Source organism: Pseudomonas syringae group sp. 247E2 (assembly GCF_032587795.1).
GTDB lineage: Bacteria > Pseudomonadota > Gammaproteobacteria > Pseudomonadales > Pseudomonadaceae > Aquipseudomonas > Aquipseudomonas amygdali.
In genome coordinates, this window is record NZ_JAWHPK010000037.1 from 26,342 (window position 1) to 46,389 (window position 20,048).

Below are 20,048 nucleotides of genomic sequence, written 5' to 3' on the forward strand. Positions count from 1 at the left end.
CGAAATACTCGATGTGTAGGTACAGCGGCCCATGCTAACCGACTGGCGTGAAAGGCCATACGGGTTATTCGACGAGTCGATGTTTATTTTCGAGCATGAATTTTGACGTCAACTTTAAAGTTTGAAGCTGCCCCGCCGACAACTGTGGGTTGTATCAATGGCAAGGACAAGCCGCTTATAACCCCCACAATGACTAGACAAGAGCAATTTACGGTGAACACTATGCTGAACAATATTTCTGTAAGGTCCAAGCTTGTGCTCGGGTTTGCCTTGGTCATTGTGCTGACCGTGCTGATTGCACTTACCGGCTGGACGGGGATCAGTTCGCTGAGCGAACGAAGCGAGAGGATTGCCGATATCGGCAAGCTGAGCACGCTGACCCGTGATGTCCGTATAGCCCGCCTGGCTTATGCGCTCAACTACGATGCCGAGCGCGCCAGCAACTGGCTGAAAGCTATCGATAGTCTCGAAAATCATGTGAAGTATGCGCAGAAAGTTTTCGACTCTCCGCTGAATACCCCGCTGGTAAATGCTTCTGCTGAAGCGATGAAGGATTATCGTGTCCACTACGACAATCTGATGCAGGCCACTGCCGCCCGCGAGGCGACCCGGTCAGTGTTTGGCCAGTACGCTGACGCAGCCGCTGACGATTTGCAAAAACTGAACGCCATTGCCCGATCAGATGACGGCAGCGCCTCGCAGCGTGACGACATTATTCAGGCGATGACGTTGTTTCAGAAAATGCGCTTCGACTTGCGTGGTTACACCTATTCCCTGAAAACCGAGAACCGGGCACCGGCTGAAACGTCGATGAACACGGTTATTAATTTTGTTAAAAATCTGAAAGGCTTCGATGGCCAGTCAGCGACGATCAAGCACCTTGTGGACGCTCTGCTCGGTTATCAGAACACGTTGAATCAGTTCACTGCGGCGCAGGAAAAGATCGATCAGGCACAGGCAGGGATCACTAAAACTATCGCCATCCTGTTTGATTCTGCCGACAAGCTGTCAGCCAATCAGGTCAGTCTGAGAATAGAAGACGTGGGCGAGGCCAAGACCCTTCTGTCTGTCTGGCTGATTGCAGCGTTGATCATGAGCGCTTTGGCGGCCTGGGTGATCACTCGTCTGATCGTCGGCCCGTTGCTTGACACACTGAAGCTGGCCGAGCGTGTAGCGGATGGCGATTTGACGTACAACCAGCCGGTCACGCGCAAGGATGAACTGGGCTTGTTGCAAGGCAGCATGCTGCGCATGACCAGCAACCTGCGCGAGCTGATTGGTGGCCTGCGCGATGGTGTGACACAAATCGCCAGCGCAGCCGAGCAGCTGTCGGCTGTCACTGAGCAGACCAGTGCCGGGGTGAACAGCCAGAAGAGCGAAACGGATCAGGTTGCCACTGCAATGCACGAAATGTCTGCGACTGTTCAGGAGGTCGCACGCAACGCAGAGCAGGCTTCCCATGCGGCGGTTAATGCTTCGAAGGAAGCCCGCGATGGCGAAGGTGTGGTTTCCAAGGCGGTTGCCCAGATCGAGAAGCTCGCGACTGAAGTCAAACACTCCAAATCTGCAATGGACGAGCTCAAGAGCGAAAGCAACAAGATTGGCGGCGTGCTGGACGTGATCAAGGCCGTTGCCGAGCAGACCAATCTGTTGGCGCTCAATGCTGCCATTGAAGCGGCGCGTGCAGGTGAAGCCGGACGAGGCTTCGCGGTGGTGGCTGACGAAGTAAGAAGCCTGGCCCAGCGCACGCAGACATCGACGGAAGAAATTGCTGCGTTGATCAGTGGCCTGCACAGCCGTACATCGCAAGTGGCTACTATCCTCGACAATAGCCAGGCTCTGACTGAAAACAGTGTCGAGCTGACACGCAATGCTGGGGTTTCCATCAATAACATGACCCAGGCGATCTCGACCATCGAGACGATGAACCACCAGATTGCCGCTGCTGCCGAAGAGCAGAGTGCGGTTGCCGAAGAGATCAACCGCAGCGTTCTGAACGTGCGCGACATTTCCGAGCAAACGGCGTCCGCCAGTGAAGAGACCGCGGCGTCCAGCGTCGAGCTGGCGCGCCTGGGTGTGCATCTGCAGAGCATGGTCAGCCGATTCAAGGTCTGACCGGCAAACTCCGGTGCGGGCAGCAACGCGCGCACCGGCGTCGGTTCGATGACATTTGGGCGGTAAGTGCTTACCGCCCCCAGAGCCCCATCGCGTACTCCACAAAACTTCTCACTTTAGGCAGCCGATAACGATCCTGCACATACAGCAGGTTCATCGGTCGTCTGGGTAAGTGATAGCCCGGCAGCAGCGCAACCAGCCGGCCTTCCTGCAAGTCTCGCTGAACCAGCGCATCCGGTAGCATCACTACGCCCATTCCAGCACATGCCGCCTGATAAAGACCGGCAGAGGTGTTGGCAACCATCGAGCCGTCGACATCCACCAGCACTTCACCTTCGGGGCCGGTCATACGCCATTGGGTGCCAGCCGTGCGCCACTCGTCTCCTGCCGGGTAGGAGAACGCCAGGCAATTGTGCGCACCAAGGTCCTCGGGGTGCGCAGGCGTTCCATGACGAGCCAGATAACTCGGCGCAGCGCAGATGGTCAGGGTGTAGTCCTGCATGGGGCGCGCAATCAGTGGCGAGGATTGCGGGATGTTCCCCAAGCGTATGGCGATATCGAAACCATTGTCGATCATGTCCAGACGCTGGTTGGTCAGCACCAGATCAAGTTTGACCTCGGGAAAACGTAGCGAGAACCCGGCAAGGGCCGGGGCCAGCACTTCCGAACCGAACGTCAGCGGCGCGGTGATGCGCAACGTGCCGCTGGGATCGCCCTGGGCCTGCTCGGCCAATTGCTCGGACTCGGCCACCAGCCCCAGCACTTCAAGGCAACGCTCGTAATACGCAGTGCCGAATTCCGTCAAGCGCTGACGGCGAGTGGTGCGCTGCAACAGGCTGACGCCCAGGCGCTGTTCCAGTGCGCGCAGGTGGTTGCCAACCATCGTGGTAGAAATCGAACACGCCTGCGCTGCCGCCGTCAGGCTGCCTGCTTCGACCACCTTTACGTACACACGCATCGCCTGAAACAAATCCATTATCAAGCCCTGCTTTAAAATGATTGAAGTATTTGGCTGTTTATCCATAAAGAGTGGTTAACGATACTGCAAAAACCGAAACATACCCAAGGAGCTTCACGTCATGACCACTGCCTGCCTGATGAGCACTTACCAACCTCTGGCCCTGAGCTTCACCCGAGGCCTGGGCACGCGTCTGTGGGACCAGAGCGGGCGCCAATACCTGGATGCTGTGGCGGGCGTGGCGGTGACCAATGTCGGCCACTCGCATCCGCTGCTGGTTGAGGCCATTCGGGATCAGGCGGGGTTGCTGTTGCACACTTCCAATCTTTACAGCATTGACTGGCAGCAGCGTCTGGCGCAGAAACTGACCGGTTTGTCGGGGCTGGATCGGGTGTTTTTCAATAACTCTGGTGCCGAGGCCAACGAGACTGCGCTGAAGCTGGCGCGCCTGCACGGCTGGCACAAGTACATCGAACGGCCTTTGGTGGTGGTCATGGAAAACGCCTTTCACGGCCGCACGCTGGGCACACTGTCGGCCAGTGACGGACCGGCTGTGCGCCTGGGCTTCAGCACCTTGCCAGGGGATTACGTCAAAGTACCCTTTGGCGATCTGGCGGCGTTCGACAAGGTCTGCGTGACTCACGGGCACCGCATTGCCGCAGTACTGGTGGAGCCGATTCAAGGCGAAGGCGGCGCGCAGGTCGCGCCAACCGGGTATCTCAAGACGCTGAGGGAGCGCTGCACCCGGCGTGACTGGCTGTTGATGCTCGACGAAATCCAGACCGGCATGGGGCGGACCGGCAAGTGGTTTGCCTTTCAGCACGAGGGCATCGTGCCGGACGTCATGACCCTGGCCAAGGGCTTGGGCAACGGTGTGCCGATAGGTGCCTGTCTGGCAAGGGGCAGGGCGGCGCAATTGTTCACCCCCGGCAGCCACGGCAGCACCTTCGGTGGTAATCCGCTGGCCTGTCGGGTCGGCTGCACGGTGATCGACATCATCGAACAGCAGGCCTTGGTGGAGAACGCTGCCCTGCAAGGCAGCCGCTTGCTGGAGCGGCTGCGCAACGTGCTTGGCGCTCACCCGCAGGTGCTGGAGATTCGTGGCCTCGGGCTGATGATCGGTATCGAATTGCGGCAGGCCATACCCGAGTTGACCCGGATCGCGGCCGAGGACTACGGCCTGTTGATCAACGTCACGCGCGGTAAGGTCATCCGTCTTCTGCCGCCATTGGTGCTGAACGCTGCCGAGGTGGAACAGATCGTTCAAGGCCTGCTGGCGAGCCTCGACAGCGCCCTTTACAAATCGCTTGAGCGCTCTGCCTGAAGCAAGGGATTAAGGAAAAGGACTACATCGGGCTGTACCGGGATGACCCATATGCGGTAGAACAGTCCAGCATCGCGTATGTCTGCGCGCGATGGCTACCCAATGGATTTGAAAGGAGCCCACCATGTTAATCCGGTCCCTGACCCTCGCCACCCTGCTTGTCGCTGCCGGTACAGCGCTTGCCGCTGACAGCGATGGCCCTTTGGCGCAGGAGCGCGGCAAGTCGCGCCCGCTGATCATCATCGCACCCAGCCCGGCTGATCCGGCGCTGAGCCACCTCAAGGACGCGCTGAAGGAGTCTGCCAATCATAAAGACTTCACAGAGCGCAATATGGTGCTGTTCACGGTGGTGAACACTATCGGCGAGCGTGACGGCAAGAGCATGGACCCCCAGTCGACCATGGCCTTGATTCGTGAATTGAAGCTGGGCGCGGGTGTCGGTACCAAGGTCATTCTGGTGGGCAAGGACGGCGAGAAAAAGATCGACAAGACTATCGGCAAGTCAGAATCGGTAGACCTTAAGGAGATCTTCGCCACCATCGACCAGATGCCAATGCGCGAGAAAGAGGCATCCGCGCCGCCACCAGAACCAGAGGCCAAGCCTGCACCGGCCGAAAAACCGGCCAAGCCAGTCAAGGGCGGGGCACCTGGCAAGACGCTGGATGACTGAGTGACCGGCGCAGCGTGCGGTAATCGCGCGTTGCGCCTGGCGTGCCGTTCGGCTCACTCGCCGCGAATGTACTGCTCAAGCTGCTGAATGAGACTGGCCTGTTCGGCAATGGCTTCCTTCACCAGGTCGCCGATCGACAGCAGGCCCAGCAGCTGGCCGTGTTCCACGACCGGCAGATGGCGCAGATGGCTGTCGGTCATGATCCCCATGCACGCTTCGACGCTCTGTTGCGAGTCGACGGTAATGACTTTGTTGCTCATGATTTCTCTGACCGGCGTGCCCACCGAGGAGCGCCCCTTGAGGATCACCTTGCGTGCATAGTCGCGCTCACTGACGACGCCGACCACCACGTTGCCCTCGACCACCGGCAGCGCACCGATATTCTTTTCCGCCATCAGCCTGAGCGCATCGAGCACCATCTGGTCCGGGCCGATGGTATGTACTTGCTGGTTTTGCAGGTCTTTCAATTTCAGTAGTTGGGCGACGGTTTTCATGCTGCTCTCCGTGATCGGGACCTGTAAGACTGTAGTGCATTTTCAGGCGCACTACAGAATCGTGCAGCGCGCAGAATCGAGCAACAAATAAATAGGGATGAGGGGCATAGACGCAATTAATTGACGGCACCTGAAAATGGCCTGAATTCGACTGCCGACCGCGCGCTTGATCTCACAGCCAAGTAGAATCAACGGTTTCGCCATGCGGTCGAGGTAGCAGCGTTGGATTTACAGCAAGGCTTCATCCTGAGTCGGCACTGGCAAGATACGCCCGCCGGGACCGAGGTCGACTTCTGGTTGGCTACCGATCAGGGGCCTCGCCATATTCGCCTGCCTTGCCAGCCCTCTGTCGCCTTCATTCCCGCCGAGCAGGGCGAGCGTGCGCGGTCGCTGTTGCGTACCGAGCGCGGGGTGGAATTGCGTCCGCTGGAGCTTTGCGATTTTCGTCATCGACCTGTGCTCGGTGTGTATTGCCAGCAGCACCGCCAGTTGATGAACATCGAAAAACTGCTGCGTAGAGGCAATGTCGATGTTTACGAGGCAGACATTCGCCCGCCCGAGCGCTATCTGATGGAGCGCTTCATCACCGCGCCAGTGCAATTCAGCGGTACGCCGAATGCCGAGGGCGTGCTTTGCGACGCGCAAATCAGGCCGGCACCCGATTACCGTCCCAGCCTGAAGCTGGCGTCGCTCGATATCGAAACCACGGCACGTGGCGAGCTGTATTCGATCGCGTTGGAGGGCTGTGGTCAGCGCCAGGTGTACATGCTGGGGCCACCCAATGGCGGCGACGAAGGGCTGGATTTTCAGCTCGATTATTGCGATACCCGCGCGCAGTTGCTGGAGTGCCTGAATGGCTGGCTGGCGTTGCACGATCCTGACGCAATCATCGGCTGGAACGTCGTGCAGTTCGACCTGCGGGTTCTGCATGAACATGCCCAGCGCCTGCAAGTGCCATTGCGGCTCGGGCGTGGCGGTGAAGCAATGGGCTGGCGGGAGCATGGCAGCCGTAACAATCATTTTTTTGCCGAGGTCAGCGGGCGACTGATCATCGACGGGATCGAGGCCTTGCGTTCCGCGACCTGGAGCTTTCCGTCGTTCAGTCTCGAGAATGTCGCGCAGACCCTGCTGGGCGAGGGCAAGGCCATTGATACGCCTTACCAGCGCATGGACGAAATCAACCGCATGTTCGCCGAGGACAAGCCTGCGCTGGCGCGTTACAACATCAAGGATTGCGAGCTGGTGACGCGCATCTTCGCCAAGACTCAGTTGCTGACCTTTCTGCTCGAACGCGCCACCGTAACGGGCCTGCCCGCTGACCGCAGCGGCGGTTCGGTGGCCGCGTTCTGCCATCTGTACATTCCGCTGATGCACCGCCAGGGCTTCGTCGCGCCCAATCTGGGCGAACGAATGCCGGAGGCAAGCCCCGGTGGTTTTGTGATGGATTCCCAGCCGGGGCTCTATGAGTCGGTGCTGGTGCTGGACTACAAGAGCCTTTATCCGTCGATCATTCGAACCTTTCTCATCGACCCGGTGGGGTTGATCGAAGGCATGCGTCATCCCGAGGACAGCGCGTCGGTGCCAGGCTTTCGCGGCGCGCGCTTTTCCCGCACCCGCCATAGCCTGCCAGCGATCGTGGAACGAGTGTGGCAAGGTCGGGAGACCGCCAAGCGCGAGCACAATGCGCCGTTGTCCCAGGCCCTGAAAATCATCATGAATGCCTTCTACGGCGTGCTGGGGTCGAGTGGCTGCCGGTTCTTCGATCCGCGGCTGGCCTCATCGATCACCTTGCGCGGGCATGAAATCATGCTCAAGACCCGCGACCTCATCCAGGCACAGGGCTATACCGTAATCTACGGCGATACCGACTCGACGTTTGTCTGGCTGGGCCGTCCTCACGGGCAGGAAGAAGCGGCAAGCATTGGCAAGACGCTGGTGCAACAGGTCAACCAGTGGTGGCGCGAGCACCTGCACAATGAATATGGCTTGCACAGCGCGCTGGAGCTGCAATACGAAACGCATTTTCGCCGCTTCCTGATGCCAACCGTGCGCGGCGCGGAGGAGGGCAGCAAGAAACGCTACGCCGGACTGGTCACTCGCGCCGACGGTTCCGAGGAGATGGTCTACAAGGGCCTGGAAACCGTGCGCACCGACTGGTCGCCGCTGGCTCAGCAGTTTCAGCAGGAGCTATACCTGCGCATCTTCAAGCGCCAGCCGTATCAGGATTATGTGCGTGACTACGTGCAGCGCACCTTGTCAGGCGAACTGGATGACCTGTTGATCTACCGCAAGCGCCTGCGCCGCAAGCTCGATGATTATCAGCGCAACGTGCCGCCACACGTGCGCGCCGCGCGGCTCGCCGATGAATACAACGATCAGCAGGGGCGTCCGCGTCAATATCAGAGCGGCGGCTGGATCAGCTATGTGATGACCACTGCCGGGCCGGAGCCTCTGGAGATTCGTCACGCGCCGATTGACTACGACCATTACGTGACTCGCCAGTTACAACCACTGGCGGATGCGATCCTGCCGTTTGTCGACGATGATTTCAGCACGCTGATCGGCGGGCAATTAGGGTTGTTCTAACGCGCGCTGAGCTGCTCGGCGATCCACGGCAGTACCTGCTCGCATGATGCTTCGATCTTCATTTCAAGCAATTCGTCCGCGCGGGTCTTGCCGTGGTTGATGGCGATGACCGGTTTGCCCTGTTCGACCATTGCCTTGCACAGGCGGAACGCCGACCAGGCCATCAATGACGTGCCAACCACCAGCAAGCCTCCCGCCTGTTCGACACTCGACGTTGCCTTGGCAGCGGTCTGCGGCGCGACGTTCTCACCAAAGAACACAACGTCCGGCTTGAGTCTGTCGCCCTCGCAATGCGGGCAACGGGGCACCTTGAAACCAGCCTCGAAAGCCGGGTCCAGCAGGGTGTCGCCATCGGGTGCCTGTTTGGCATCAACGCCTAGCAGATAGGGGTTTTGCTCCAGCATCTGCTCTTGAATATCCGCCCGCTCGCTGCGTTGCTGACAATCCAGGCACAGTACACGGTGCAGGCTGCCGTGCAGCTCGATGACGTCCTGGCTTCCGGCCTGACTGTGCAGTGCATCAACGTTCTGGGTAATCAGTCCGCTGATGGCATTTTCAACCTGCAATGCAGCCAGTGCCCGATGCGCGGCATTGGCCTGCGCCGCGCGAATACGCGGCCAGCCCAGCATCGCCCGTGCCCAGTAACGTTGGCGCGCAGCGGGGTTGCCGACAAACTCTTGATACATCATCGGCTGTTTGCCACGCCGCACGCCGTCCTTGTCGCGGTAGTCCGGAATGCCGGACGCGGTGCTGATACCTGCGCCGGTGACGACCAGAAAGGACTTGCCGTTCATTGTCTCGCAAAGTGTTTCGAGCTGACTGTAGGTTGTAGTGTCCAGCATCTTCAAACCTCGAATGACTCATGTTGTCCGGACCTGTGTCTGCCAGATTAGCAGGCGAGTGCGAGCTGTGAGCGGCCAAGGCGAGCGTTGGTTCAATAGACCGTTGTCTACCCGGTGGCGTGCGTGGCAACCTTGGTTCTTTAACACCTTGCCAAGGAAGCTCAGATGCGCTCGTTTCATTTCAAACAACTGGATGTGTTCAGCGATCAGCCTTTGCTCGGTAATCCGCTGGCGGTGGTGCTGGGCGCGGACGGGCTGAGTGATGAACAGATGGCCGCCTTTGCACGCTGGACCAACCTGAGTGAAACCACGTTTCTGCTCAAACCGACAGACCCGCGTGCCGACTATCGTGTGCGTATCTTCACCACACTTGAAGAGCTGCCTTTCGCTGGGCATCCCACCTTGGGCAGCTGTCACGCCTGGCTCGAAAGCGGTGGCGCGGCGCAGGGTGAGGAAATTATCCAGGAGTGCGGGATCGGTCTGGTGCGCATTCGTCGCGAGGGCAGCGGGCTGGCATTCACTGCGCCGCCTTTGTTGCGTTCGGGCACCGTAGACCCTGAATTGATCGAGCAGATCCGCCTCGGTATGAAGCTGGGTGCGGGTGAGATTCTGGATGCACGCTGGGTGGATAACGGCCCGGGTTGGGTCGCCTTCAGGCTGGCAGATCGCGCCAGTGTTCTGAGCTTGCAGCCGGATTACACACTATTGAGCGGCCTGATACTCGGCGTCGTTGCGCCATGGGACCCGGCAATCGATGGGGATGAGGCGCAATTTGAAGTGCGTGCCTTTATCCCGGGCGACGGTATGGCGGAAGACCCGGTGACCGGCAGCCTCAATGCCGGAATCGCTCGCTGGTTTCTGGAAGAGGGGCTGGCACCGGACAATTACATCGTCAGCCAAGGCACCGTGCTCGGCCGCAAGGGGCGACTCTCCATTCAGCGTGTAGGTGAGGATATCTGGGTGGGCGGCTCGACGGTTACCTGCATTGAAGGGCGCGTTTCGCTTTAGGCGCTTGTCGTCATAGACAACACCTGAAGAGCACAGAGTGCCGGGTAACAAGAGCCCGAGAGCGAAAGACTCAATCCCTGTGCGCAATCTTCTTGCCACGTCTGGCGGCGATATCGCTGGCCTGGCCGTCGCGTTGTTTGCCAGTCCGGGCCTGGGTGATGAGCGCTGGAATCAAAGGGCCTTCGGGCAGATTCTTCCAGAAGCGCGAAGGGAAGTGGCCCTCCATGACTTTGGGGTTCAGGCGTGCAGGGTTGAAGATGTGGCTGTAATAGGTGAGCCACAACTCGCCATGCGGGTCTTCGACCTGCCGGGCCATGGTCTGCCAGGCTTCAGGGCAGCGGCGCTCGTGGATCAGCTGTTTGCCGTCGTAATACACGCCGTCCTGAGGGGTAGCGATCATCCAGCGGTGCTGGCCCATGCGGCCGATGAAATGCTCACTGGCACTGAGCAGAATATCGTGCGCCGGTTCATGCCAGGCCACGTACTGCGGGCGCATGATGGCCGCGTCATCAGCGACAGGCGGCAAGGCGACAAAACGTAGAAACGCGTGCAGATGATGCGCCTCACGTCTGACCGACTTGAGACGACGGTGCAGCTCGCTGCCGAGTTTGTCGCCGGCCATCATGGCCGTGCGATCACCGTGGGTGACGCGCCACAGCACTTCGTACAACAGGCTCCAGCGCTGATCGCCCCGGTAGCGCGAGGCGCTTTCCAGCAGTTGCACCAATTCCAGCGGAACCCGGGCCTGAAAGGGGCCCTGTTCCTGCGGGTATTCTTCTTCGCTGCCAAACAGGTCGGCGGCGTCCGGTGACTTCCAGCTGACCTGGCTGGGGTCGATCTCATGGCTCAGCAGCCAGCGTGCCTGTTGCCGCCAGGTGCCGAACAGGTCGTCGCAGTCCAGACAGATCATCCCCACAGCCCCATTTGCTGAGGCTGCGGCCGGTCACGCAACTGGTGATGCAGAAATTCGCTGGTGGTTTCCGCATGCGGCGGGTGGTAATCGCTGGTAATGATAAACGGCTTGGCCTTGGCCAGTATGCAGCGCATGCGGGTGAGGTCTTCGTAGCGGATACGCCGCTGCCTGCGCAGCTCGACCAGCCGCTGGGTGGTACGAATGCCGATGCCTGGCACCCGGGCAATCAGCGCCGCGTCGGCCTTGTTCAGGTCCAGCGGAAACACCTGCCGGTTGCCCAGCGCCCAGGCCAGCTTGGGGTCAATGTCCAGCGCCAGGTCACCGGGGCCGCTGAGCAATTCACCTGCAGTAAAACCGTAGCCGCGCAAAAGGAAGTCGGCCTGATACAGCCGGTGCTCGCGCATCAGCGGCGGTGCAGCCAGTGGCACACTGTTGGGGCTGTTGGGGATCGGGCTGAACGCTGAATAGTAGACCCGGCGCAGTTTGAAGTTGCTGTACAGCGATTGCGCGCTGCGCAGGATGGTGCTGTCGTCAGTAGCGTCGGCACCGACGATCATTTGCGTACTTTGCCCGGCCGGGGCAAAGCGCGGCGATCGCGGCTCGTTGCGCACGGTTTGCTCGCCGGTGTAAATGGTTTGCATGGCCTGTTTGATCGACGCGACGTCTTTTTCCGGTGCAAGGGTTTGCAGGCTCAGGTCGGTCGGCAGCTCGATATTGACGCTGAGGCGGTCGGCATAGCGACCGGCTTTTTCGATCAGCGCCGGATCGGCGTCGGGGATGGTCTTGAGGTGGATATAACCGCGAAACTCGTGCACCTCGCGCAACAACCGGGCGACCTCGACCAGTTGCTCCATGGTGTAGTCCGCAGAGCGAATGATCCCGGAACTCAAAAACAGCCCGCTGACGCAATTGCGACGATAGAAGTCCAGCGTCAGGGTGACCACTTCTTCGGGCGTGAAGCGCGCACGGGGCACGTCGCTGGAGCGGCGGTTGACGCAGTACTGGCAGTCGTAAAAGCAGAAATTGGTCAACAGGATTTTCAGCAACGACACGCAACGGCCATCCGGCGTATAGCTATGGCAGATGCCCATGCCGTTGGTGGAACCCAGCCCTGATTTGTCCTGCGAGCTGCGCTTGGGTGCTCCACTGCTGGCGCACGACGCATCGTACTTGGCGGCGTCCGCCAGAATGCTGAGCTTGTCGATAAGCTGCATGAAGTACCCCTTTACTGTTTGCATGTACAGTATAGGGCTGTGCGCCTCGCCACAAGTACCGCACGGCGGAGTTATAAGCCCTGGCTTGTCCTTATCAACTCATAGGCCTTGCGCACCAGCGGGTTCAGGGTATTGGGCCGGATCCACAGGTGGTAGGTTACGTCCGGTAGCCGTGGCAGGCCGTCGTTCTCACCCAGCACGCGCATATCCGGGCCGAGCATTTCCATGCTGCGCGGCGTTACTCCCAGGCCTGCTCGGGTTGCAGCCTTGATACCGATCAGGTTGGACGCCAGATACGCTTGACGCCATGGAATGTTGGCAGCTTCCAGCGCCTGCAAGGCATAGCGCCGGTAAATGCTCGGTTCGTCGACCAGAATCAACGGCAGCGGCTCGCTGGGTACATGGATGTAGTGCGCCGAGCAGATCCACCAGACCGGAGAGGTGCGCAGTGCGAAGCCCTCCAGGGTCGGATCTTCACGAGTGGAAATAACCATGTCGACCTTGCCACGATGCAGGTCGTCCATCAGAAACGGGCTACGCCCCACGTCGATTTCCAGCCTCAGGCGCGGAGCTGAGCGAGCGATGTGGCTGAGCAGCGGCGGCAAAATGGTGTCGGCGATGTCGTGTGGTGAGCCGATGCGCAAGATGCCGCTAAGGCTGCTGTCGCGCAAGGAATTCAGGGCGTCGTCGTTGAGCGACAGCATTTGCCGGGCATGCCTGAGCAACTGCCGACCCGATTCGGTCAGGTGTTTCTGCCGCCCCTGTTTCTGAAACAGGCTGACGCCGACCTGCTGTTCCAGGCGCTGCATGTGTTGAGTTACCGAGGATTGGGTGCGCGCCAGTTGTGCACCTGCCAGGGCGAAGCTGTGGTAGTCGACCACCGCAACGAAGGTGCGCAGCAGTTCCAGGTCGAGGGTCGATGTCGGCATTGTCGAGTCGGGCGTTTTCAAGGTCGAACTCATATCAGGGCGGTGGGTTAATACATTACGTAGTTTTATGTTTATTGTGCAGTCTGTGTGACTGACTTCCATAGCTATCAACGTTTATTGAGTTTTAAGCCTGCAGAATCGCTTGCCGTACTTAAAGTTATAACCATATTTGATATTTGAATTTCCGTTAACGGATGGCGATCCGTAGTGTCGCGGCATCAGGTCGGGGGACGCCGATCATCAGCCGGGGAATTTCATGTCGAACAAGCGCTCATCCGTTTCAGGTTTTTTTCCCGCCATGCTGGGTGTTCTGGCCAGCCTGACTGTGAGCAGCGCGGCGCTGGCCGATGCCACGCTTGACAGGATTCAGGAGCGCCATCGTCTGGTGGTCGGCGTGTTGCTGTCGGGTGGACCGTTTGGCTCTATCGACCCGCAAACCCGCAAGCCCAAGGGCGTCAATGTGGAACTGGCCGAAGATATCGGCAAGCGTCTGGGTGTCGACGTTGAACTGGTGTCGGTACTGACCGCCAACCGTGTGCAATTTCTGCAGCAGGGTAAGGTGGACCTGTTGATTGCCAACATGGAATGGACGCCCGAGCGCGGCCAGCTGCTGGGCTCGGTGCCAACGCCGTTTTACCGCGTCGGTGGCACGGCCGCTGTGCTCAAGGACAGCAAGATAACCCGCTGGGAAGACCTCAAGGGCCAGCCAGTCTGCACCTCGCAAGGCAGCAGCTATATCAAGGCGCTGACCGAGTTCGGTGCCGACATCAAGGCGTTCAAAAGCTCGTCCGAATCGCTGTTGGCGCTGCGAGGCAACAATTGCGTGGCTGCCGTGCACGACGCCACGCTGGTCAACCCGCTGCTGGCCGGAAATGACGAATGGAAGGACTATCGCGCCATCACTCCGGAACTCAACCCGGCCCCGTCGGTGATCTGGACTCGTTCCGGGGAGGCCGACACTCAGAAGCGACTGGACAGCATCGTTCAGGAATGGCACCGCAGCGGTTGGCTGATCGAGCTGGAAAAACGCTACAACATCACTCCTCCTTCTCCAGCTCTGGTCGAGCTGCATGAGCAGTTCACGAGCAAGGGCGCCTGATCTCACCTTTCCCGTTTCACCATTCCCACGCCGATTCGTACGACCTCGGCCAATAAGGAAGGCATTCATGAGCAGCATTTTTTCGGGCAGGACGTGGACGGCACTCGGGTTGATACTGTGTGCAGGTCTGGCCCAGGCTGATGCGACACTGGAGCGTATCAACGAGCGCCACAAGGTCAGTGTGGGAGTCCTTCTCAGCGGTCCGCCGTTCGGCACTATCGACCCGGCAACCGGCAACCATCAGGGCTATAACGTCGAGCTGTCCAAAGAGCTTGCCAAACGACTGAGTGTCGACCTGGAAACAGTTTCGGTGCTGGCACCCAACCGTGTGCAGTTTTTGCAGCAAGGCAAGGTCGACCTGTTGATTGCCAACATGCAGTTCACCGAAGAGCGGGCGCAGATTCTGGATTACGTGCCCACGCCTTATGAAGAAGTGGGTGGCGCGGCGTTGGTGCGCAAGGGCTCGGGCATCAGCATGTGGGAGGACCTTAAAGGCAAGCCGGTATGCGTGTCGCAGGGCAGTAATTTCATCAAACCCTTGCAGGAACTCTACGGCGCGCAGATCAAGGCGTTCCGAAGCCAGTCCGAATCGCTGCTGTCGCTGCGCGGCAATGGTTGTGTCGCGGCCGTGCATGTCAGCCCGACCATGCGCACCTTGCTGTCCGAAAAGGAATGGTCCGGCTATGAAATACCCGTGCCGACCGATCTCATCCCGTCCAGCTCGGTGATCTGGGTTCGCAAGGGTGAGCACGATATTCAGGCTCGCCTGGATGCCATTGTCCGTGACTGGCATCGCAGTGGCTGGCTGATAGAACTGGGCAAGCGCACCGGTATGGAGCCATCGCAGGCGCTGCGCGATCTGCATGAAAAGTTTCGCGACAGTGCGCCACTGGCTGTCACACCATGAGCGAGCCGTTGTTCGCTGCGTTGCAGCAATTGTTGGGCGACAGCCATGTGCAGCGGGGTGCCCAGGCCAGCGATCGCTTGATCGACCGGCAAGGGCGCTATACCGGGCAGGTGATTGCTGTGGTGCATCCGGGTGATACCGAGCAGGTTGCCGAGGTGGTACGACTCTGCGTGGCACATTCAGCGCCGGTGGTGGTGCAGGGCGGTAATACCGGTTTGATGGGCGCTGCGACACCCGATGCCAGTGGTCGGGCGGTGCTGTTGTTGCTGGATCGCATGAATCTGGTGCGCGAAATCGACACTGACAATGACACCCTGACGGTCGAAGCGGGCTGCATCCTGCAAGATTTGCAGGATGCAGCCCGGCAGGCGGATCGTCTGTTTCCGTTGAGCCTGGGCGCGCAAGGCAGTTGCACTATCGGGGGCAATCTGGGCACCAACGCAGGAGGCAATGCGGTGTTGCGCTACGGCAACATGCGCGAGTTGACGCTGGGGCTTGAGGTGGTTACCGCCCAGGGCGAAATATGGAATGGCCTGCGTGGTCTGCGCAAGGACAATACCGGTTATGACCTGCGGGATCTGTTCATTGGCAGCGAAGGCACGCTGGGTATCATCACCGCTGCGACGCTGAAGCTTTTTCCGTTGCCCAAGGCTCAGGCAATTGCCTTTCTGGCGTTTGACTCCCTGGCCGATGCGGTTGCCTTTCTGTCTCACGCCCGCGCCGGCCTTGGCGCTGGGCTGACGGCTTTCGAGCTGCTCAGCGCCGATTGTCTTGCGCTGCTGCGTGAGCAGTTCACGCAGGGGGCGCAGCCGTTTCGTAACGCACCGCAACCCTGGTTCGCGTTGCTGGAATTGTCGGATAACCGCAGCGAGGAACACGCCCGTGAAACGTTTGAAACGGTGCTCGGTGATGCGATCGAGCAGGGTTTGCTGGCTGATGCGCTGATCGCCGAGAGCCTTGCGCAGGGTCAGGCGCTGTGGTTGCTGCGGGAAAACATGAGTGAGGCGCAGAAACGTGCCGGTCGCAATATGAAGCACGATATTTCTGTGCCGATTTCTCGCGTCGTCGACTTCGTGACCCACACCGATGCCTTGTTGCAAGCGCACTTTCCAGGTGTCCGTCATTTCACCTTCGGGCATCTGGGCGACGGTAATCTGCATTACAACGTCGCACATCCGCTGGGCTCCAGCGTCGAGGCACACATGGTCAACTACGCCGCGTTGAGCCGGTTGGTGCATGACAGCGCGTATGCACATGGCGGCTCGATCAGCGCCGAACATGGCATCGGGCAACGCAAGCGGGACATGTTGACCGATTACAAGAGTCCGGTGGAGCTGGACTTGATGCATCGTATCAAGCACGCGCTGGACCCGCTCAATTTGCTCAATCCGGGCAAGGTACTGGAGGCTCGGACATGAGTATCGTTCTGTCAAAGCGAGTGCAGCGCGTTTCGCTGTCAGCCAATGCTGCAGCCAAATCACAGGCGACGGCCTTGCGTGAGGGTGGTGCCGATATCCTCGACCTGACCACCGGCGAGCCTGATTTCGATACCCCGCAGCACATCAAGAACGCTGCGTTCGAGGCCATTGACCGTGGCGACACCAAATACACGCCAACACCGGGGGTGCGTGCATTGCGTGAGGCAGTGCAGCGCAAACTGCGACGGGAAAATCATCTGGATTACTCATTGGCTTCCGTCGTGATCGCCAACGGTGCCAAACAGATCATCTTCAATGCCTTTGCCGCGACGCTGAATGACGGCGACGAGGTGCTGATACCTGTCCCTTACTGGCCGTCGTTCCCGGATAGCGTGCGTTTCAATGGTGGCGAACCGGTATTCATCGAGTGCGGGCTGGAGCAGGGCTGCAAGCTGACCCCGGAGCAACTGGAACAGCACATCAATGAACGCACCCGCTGGTTGATCCTCAACGGGCCGGGCAATCCCAGCGGTGCGGTGTATGACCGAGAGGAGTTACTGGCTTTGGCGCACGTGCTGCGTCGTCACCCGAACGTGCTGATTCTTCTGGACGAGTTGTACGAACATATCCGCTTTGACGGTCAAGCGGCCCTGAGCCTGCTCAATGTAGCTGCGGACTTGCAGTCGCGCTGTCTGCTGGTCGGCGGCGTGTCGAAAACCTATGCCATGACGGGCTGGCGTATAGGTTTCGGTGCCGGTCCGCAGGACCTGACCAGTGCGATGACGGTCGTTCAGTCGCAATCGACTTCGGGTGCTTCATCGGTGGGCCAGGCGGCGGCGCTGGCCGCCTTCGAAGGCGGGTTGGGGTTTCTTGCAGAGCAGGTGGCGGCCTACCGGCAGCGCCGCGATGTGCTGGTGGCGGCGCTGGGGCAGGTGGCCGGGCTTGAGGTGCTGGTACCGCAAGGTGGCTTTTTTGTTTTTGTGCGCTGTGCCGGGTTGCTGGGGCGTTATCGTCCGGACGGCCAGCGCGTGAACAGCGATGCCGACGTGGTTGCCTGGCTGCTGGAGTCCGGAGTGGCCGGTGTGGCAGGCAGCGCCTATGGCTTGTCGCCCTGGTTTCGGCTGTCCATCGCGACGGCGACTGATACGGTCCGCGAAGCCGGTCGACGTATTGCCCGCGCCTGTGCGCAATTGCATTCCGGTGAAACCACATGAACCACTGGCTTGAGTCGTGGGTGCAGTGGGCGGCCAGCATCGGTTTGAACTACACCTTTTTGCTCGATGCCTATCAGCGCGGCACGATGCTGGAGGGGGCCGTCACAACCCTGTGGTTGTGCCTGTTCACCATCATTGGCAGCTTGCTGACGGGTGTCGGTCTGGCGGCAATGCTGACCTCGGGCAAGACCTGGCTGGCAGTGCCTGCGCGGGTATTTATCGAAGTGACTCGCAACACACCGACGCTGGTGCAGCTGTACTGCGCTTTTCTGGTGTTGAACATGCTGCTGACCCAGGCGGTCGGTGCAGCGAACCCGTTGACGCCTTTCGCCTGGGTGGTGATCGTGATTTCCCTGCATAAGGGTGCATTCCACGCCGAAGCGCTGCGGGCCGGTATCGAGGCAGTGCCCGCCGTGACCCTGGAAGCTGCCAGTTCACTGGCCTTTAACAGTCGCCAGTTGTTGTGGAACGTCCAGTTGCCGCTGGCCGTGCGCTTCGCCTTGCCGTCGTTGGTCAACAACCTGATTGATCTGGTGAAGATGACCGCCGTGGCGTCGGCCATTGCGGTGAATGACATCACTTACGCATCAATCATGATCTGGACACAGAGTGACAACGTGCTGGAACTGATGATTCTTCTGCTGAGCTTTTTCGCGTTACTCAGCTTTGCGGTCAATTGTGCGGGGCGTGCCCTGGAAGCCCGTTTGAGGATGCCTGGTTATGGCGATTGATTCTTCACTGACGACGCTCCCTGCGTGGTCGCGTCGTCACCTGGTTTCACTAAGCCTGTTGGTGCTACTGGTGATCGCGCTGGCGTGGTGGACTGCGGAAAGTCCGGTGTTCAGCGCGCTGCTGCAATGGTCGCCTGCGCTGGCGGCCGGATTTGCACAGAACATTCTGATCAGCCTGGTCGCCATCGCTCTGGGTTCGATATTCGGCCTGTTGGTCGGGGCGCTGGGGCTTTCGCCATTCAGGTTGCTGCGTCTGCCGGCACGGCTCTGGGTGCAGGTGTTTCGTAACGCGCCCTGGCTGGTGCTGATCTACTTCACTACCTATGTTTTTCCGTTCGAGATAAAAGTCGCCGGGACTTACATTGCCTTTCCTGACTGGGTGAAAGTCACCCTTGGCCTGGCACTGCCCGCCAGCGCCAACGTGGCCGAAATCTTTCGTGGCGCTGTGGCGTCGATTCCCGCTACCCAGTGGGAAGCGGCGCGCTCGCTGGCGTTTACCCGCGGGCAGATTTTTCGCTCGATCATCCTGCCCCAGTGCCTGAAACGCATGCTGCCGCCGTGGATGAACCTGTATGCAGTGATCACCATGGGCACTGCACTGGCTTCGCTGGTGGGTGTGCATGATGTGATCGACACAGCGCAGATCGCCAGCAATACGGTCAACCAGACAAGCTTCACCGTCATCATTTATTGCAGCCTGCTGGCGCTGTTCTTTGCCTATTGCTACCCCATTTCCCGTCTGACTCACTATCTGGAGCGACGTTATGCTTTCCATTGATCCCGCCGCACGCTCACTGGTCAGCCTGCGCGACCTGCACTTGTCGTTTGGCAGTAACCGTGTGCTCAAAGGCATTGACCTGGATGTCGAGCGCGGCCAGGCGGTGTCGATCATCGGGCCGTCCGGCTCCGGCAAGTCGACCATCCTGCGTTGCATCACCGGTTTGTTGCAGGCGCAGGGCGGCAGCATTCGTGTGGGCCAGACGCAAGTTGATGAGCTGACGCGTGAAGCCGAGCGTATCGAGCTGCGCAAGCGCGTGGGTTTTGTGTTTCAGCAATACAACCTGTTTCCGCATTTATCGGTGTTGGAGAACCTGGTCATAGCGCCACGCAAGGTGCTGGGCATCGAGCGCGGCGAGGCTGAAAAACAGGCGCGTGCATTGCTGGCCAAAGTACGCATGGAACACAAGGCTGATGCCTATCCAGGGCAGTTATCCGGTGGGCAACAGCAGCGCGTGGCCATTGCTCGTGCGCTGACGATGCGCCCGGAACTGATCCTTTTCGATGAGGTGACATCAGCGCTGGACCCGGAGACAGTCGGCGAGGTGCTGACTGTGATCCGCGAACTGACCGAAGAGGGCATGACCTGTTTGCTGGTCACCCACGAGATGCGCTTTGCCGAAGAGATCAGCGACCGGGTGTATTTCACCGAGAACGGGCGGATTGTCGAACACGGCAGCGCCGAGCAGATATTCCAGCGCCCGACCAGCGAACGCACGGCAGAATTTCTGCGTCATGCATTGGGCGAATCGGGACGTCGACAAGCGCCTGTAGGCGATCCGTTTTTATTGAGCAATATCAGCCGCTACAGCTTGTCCGTTTAAGCCAGAACTTCCAGCGCCAGAACTT

Annotated in this window: 17 protein-coding genes and 2 pseudogenes; 13 read left to right on the forward strand and 6 right to left on the reverse strand. The window is 59.6% G+C overall.

Annotated features, from left to right (window positions below):
• Positions 1 to 222 precede the first annotated feature (222 nt).
• Both RYC18_RS26605 and RYC18_RS26610 read left to right on the forward strand, forming a co-directional pair.
• Positions 223 to 1,260, forward strand: a pseudogene (locus RYC18_RS26605) (methyl-accepting chemotaxis protein); the annotation flags it as partial.
• Between the two features lie 255 nt (positions 1,261 to 1,515).
• Positions 1,516 to 2,115 (forward strand): annotated as a pseudogene (locus RYC18_RS26610) (methyl-accepting chemotaxis protein); the annotation flags it as partial.
• A 70-nt stretch (positions 2,116 to 2,185) separates the two neighbouring features.
• Here RYC18_RS26610 and RYC18_RS24925 read toward each other — a convergent pair.
• A complete protein-coding gene (locus RYC18_RS24925) occupies positions 2,186 to 3,091 on the reverse strand; it encodes a LysR substrate-binding domain-containing protein (protein WP_005744145.1) in 906 nt (301 codons plus the stop codon).
• Between the two features lie 103 nt (positions 3,092 to 3,194).
• Between RYC18_RS24925 and RYC18_RS24930 the strand changes: the two genes are divergently transcribed.
• Together RYC18_RS24930 and RYC18_RS24935 are read left to right on the forward strand one after the other, a co-directional pair.
• The gene (locus RYC18_RS24930; protein WP_057404034.1) at positions 3,195 to 4,397 is read left to right on the forward strand and encodes an aspartate aminotransferase family protein; all 1,203 of its coding nucleotides are present in this window, start codon (positions 3,195 to 3,197) and stop codon (positions 4,395 to 4,397) included.
• 124 nt (positions 4,398 to 4,521) lie between these two features.
• Positions 4,522 to 5,067, forward strand: a complete 546-nt coding sequence (locus RYC18_RS24935; protein ID WP_005733079.1) for a DUF4174 domain-containing protein — start codon at positions 4,522 to 4,524, stop codon at positions 5,065 to 5,067.
• A gap of 53 nt (positions 5,068 to 5,120) precedes the next feature.
• Here RYC18_RS24935 and RYC18_RS24940 read toward each other — a convergent pair whose 3' ends face one another.
• Entirely contained in the window at positions 5,121 to 5,561 is a 441-nt protein-coding gene (locus RYC18_RS24940) for a CBS domain-containing protein (RefSeq protein WP_005744141.1), read from the reverse strand.
• 222 nt (positions 5,562 to 5,783) lie between these two features.
• Between RYC18_RS24940 and RYC18_RS24945 the strand changes: the two genes are divergently transcribed.
• Positions 5,784 to 8,147, forward strand: coding sequence for a DNA polymerase II (locus RYC18_RS24945; RefSeq protein ID WP_016981960.1), 2,364 nt, complete (start codon positions 5,784 to 5,786; stop codon positions 8,145 to 8,147).
• Here the strand turns inward: RYC18_RS24945 and RYC18_RS24950 are convergent.
• Positions 8,144 to 8,989, reverse strand: coding sequence for an NAD-dependent protein deacetylase (locus RYC18_RS24950; protein ID WP_005744139.1), 846 nt, complete (start codon positions 8,987 to 8,989; stop codon positions 8,144 to 8,146). The two genes, RYC18_RS24945 and RYC18_RS24950, sit on opposite strands and share 4 nt — an antisense overlap.
• A 165-nt stretch (positions 8,990 to 9,154) precedes the next feature.
• Here RYC18_RS24950 and RYC18_RS24955 point away from each other — a divergent pair, with 165 nt between their 5' ends.
• Positions 9,155 to 9,997 (forward strand): PhzF family phenazine biosynthesis protein, encoded by an 843-nt coding sequence (locus tag RYC18_RS24955; RefSeq protein ID WP_316886971.1) that lies wholly within the window; start codon positions 9,155 to 9,157, stop codon positions 9,995 to 9,997.
• A 70-nt stretch (positions 9,998 to 10,067) separates the two neighbouring features.
• On the opposite strand, the gene RYC18_RS24960 is transcribed toward RYC18_RS24955, so the two are convergent.
• The 3 genes from RYC18_RS24960 to RYC18_RS24970 all read right to left on the reverse strand — a co-directional run bounded on the left by RYC18_RS24960 (position 10,068) and on the right by RYC18_RS24970 (position 13,053).
• Entirely contained in the window at positions 10,068 to 10,907 is an 840-nt protein-coding gene (locus tag RYC18_RS24960) for a TIGR03915 family putative DNA repair protein (RefSeq protein ID WP_316886972.1), read from the reverse strand.
• A complete protein-coding gene (locus RYC18_RS24965; RefSeq protein ID WP_316886973.1) occupies positions 10,904 to 12,124 on the reverse strand; it encodes a putative DNA modification/repair radical SAM protein in 1,221 nt (406 codons plus the stop codon). The genes RYC18_RS24960 and RYC18_RS24965 overlap by 4 nt, the downstream gene beginning before the upstream one ends.
• A gap of 71 nt (positions 12,125 to 12,195) precedes the next feature.
• A complete protein-coding gene (locus RYC18_RS24970) occupies positions 12,196 to 13,053 on the reverse strand; it encodes a LysR substrate-binding domain-containing protein (RefSeq protein ID WP_005777714.1) in 858 nt (285 codons plus the stop codon).
• Between the two features lie 256 nt (positions 13,054 to 13,309).
• On the opposite strand from RYC18_RS24970, the gene RYC18_RS24975 reads away from it, so the two are divergent.
• The 7 genes from RYC18_RS24975 (at position 13,310) to RYC18_RS25005 (ending at position 20,023) form a co-directional block, all read left to right on the forward strand.
• Entirely contained in the window at positions 13,310 to 14,152 is an 843-nt protein-coding gene (locus tag RYC18_RS24975; protein ID WP_029240997.1) for a transporter substrate-binding domain-containing protein, read from the forward strand.
• A 67-nt stretch (positions 14,153 to 14,219) separates the two neighbouring features.
• Positions 14,220 to 15,059, forward strand: a complete 840-nt coding sequence (locus RYC18_RS24980; protein ID WP_316886974.1) for a transporter substrate-binding domain-containing protein — start codon at positions 14,220 to 14,222, stop codon at positions 15,057 to 15,059.
• Positions 15,056 to 16,477 carry an FAD-binding oxidoreductase gene (locus RYC18_RS24985; protein WP_316886975.1) on the forward strand — a complete coding sequence of 474 codons (1,422 nt, stop codon included), beginning with the start codon at positions 15,056 to 15,058 and terminating at the stop codon, positions 16,475 to 16,477. The genes RYC18_RS24980 and RYC18_RS24985 overlap by 4 nt, the downstream gene beginning before the upstream one ends.
• Positions 16,474 to 17,691: an aminotransferase class I/II-fold pyridoxal phosphate-dependent enzyme gene (locus tag RYC18_RS24990; protein ID WP_316886976.1), complete on the forward strand. Its 1,218-nt coding sequence runs from the start codon at positions 16,474 to 16,476 to the stop codon at positions 17,689 to 17,691. The genes RYC18_RS24985 and RYC18_RS24990 overlap by 4 nt, the downstream gene beginning before the upstream one ends.
• A complete protein-coding gene (locus RYC18_RS24995; protein WP_057422998.1) occupies positions 17,688 to 18,422 on the forward strand; it encodes an amino acid ABC transporter permease in 735 nt (244 codons plus the stop codon). The genes RYC18_RS24990 and RYC18_RS24995 overlap by 4 nt, the downstream gene beginning before the upstream one ends.
• Positions 18,412 to 19,200, forward strand: a complete 789-nt coding sequence (locus RYC18_RS25000; RefSeq protein WP_005744130.1) for an amino acid ABC transporter permease — start codon at positions 18,412 to 18,414, stop codon at positions 19,198 to 19,200. The genes RYC18_RS24995 and RYC18_RS25000 overlap by 11 nt, the downstream gene beginning before the upstream one ends.
• The gene (locus RYC18_RS25005) at positions 19,187 to 20,023 is read left to right on the forward strand and encodes an amino acid ABC transporter ATP-binding protein (RefSeq protein WP_057404015.1); all 837 of its coding nucleotides are present in this window, start codon (positions 19,187 to 19,189) and stop codon (positions 20,021 to 20,023) included. The genes RYC18_RS25000 and RYC18_RS25005 overlap by 14 nt, the downstream gene beginning before the upstream one ends.
• Positions 20,024 to 20,048: the final 25 nt, after the last annotated feature.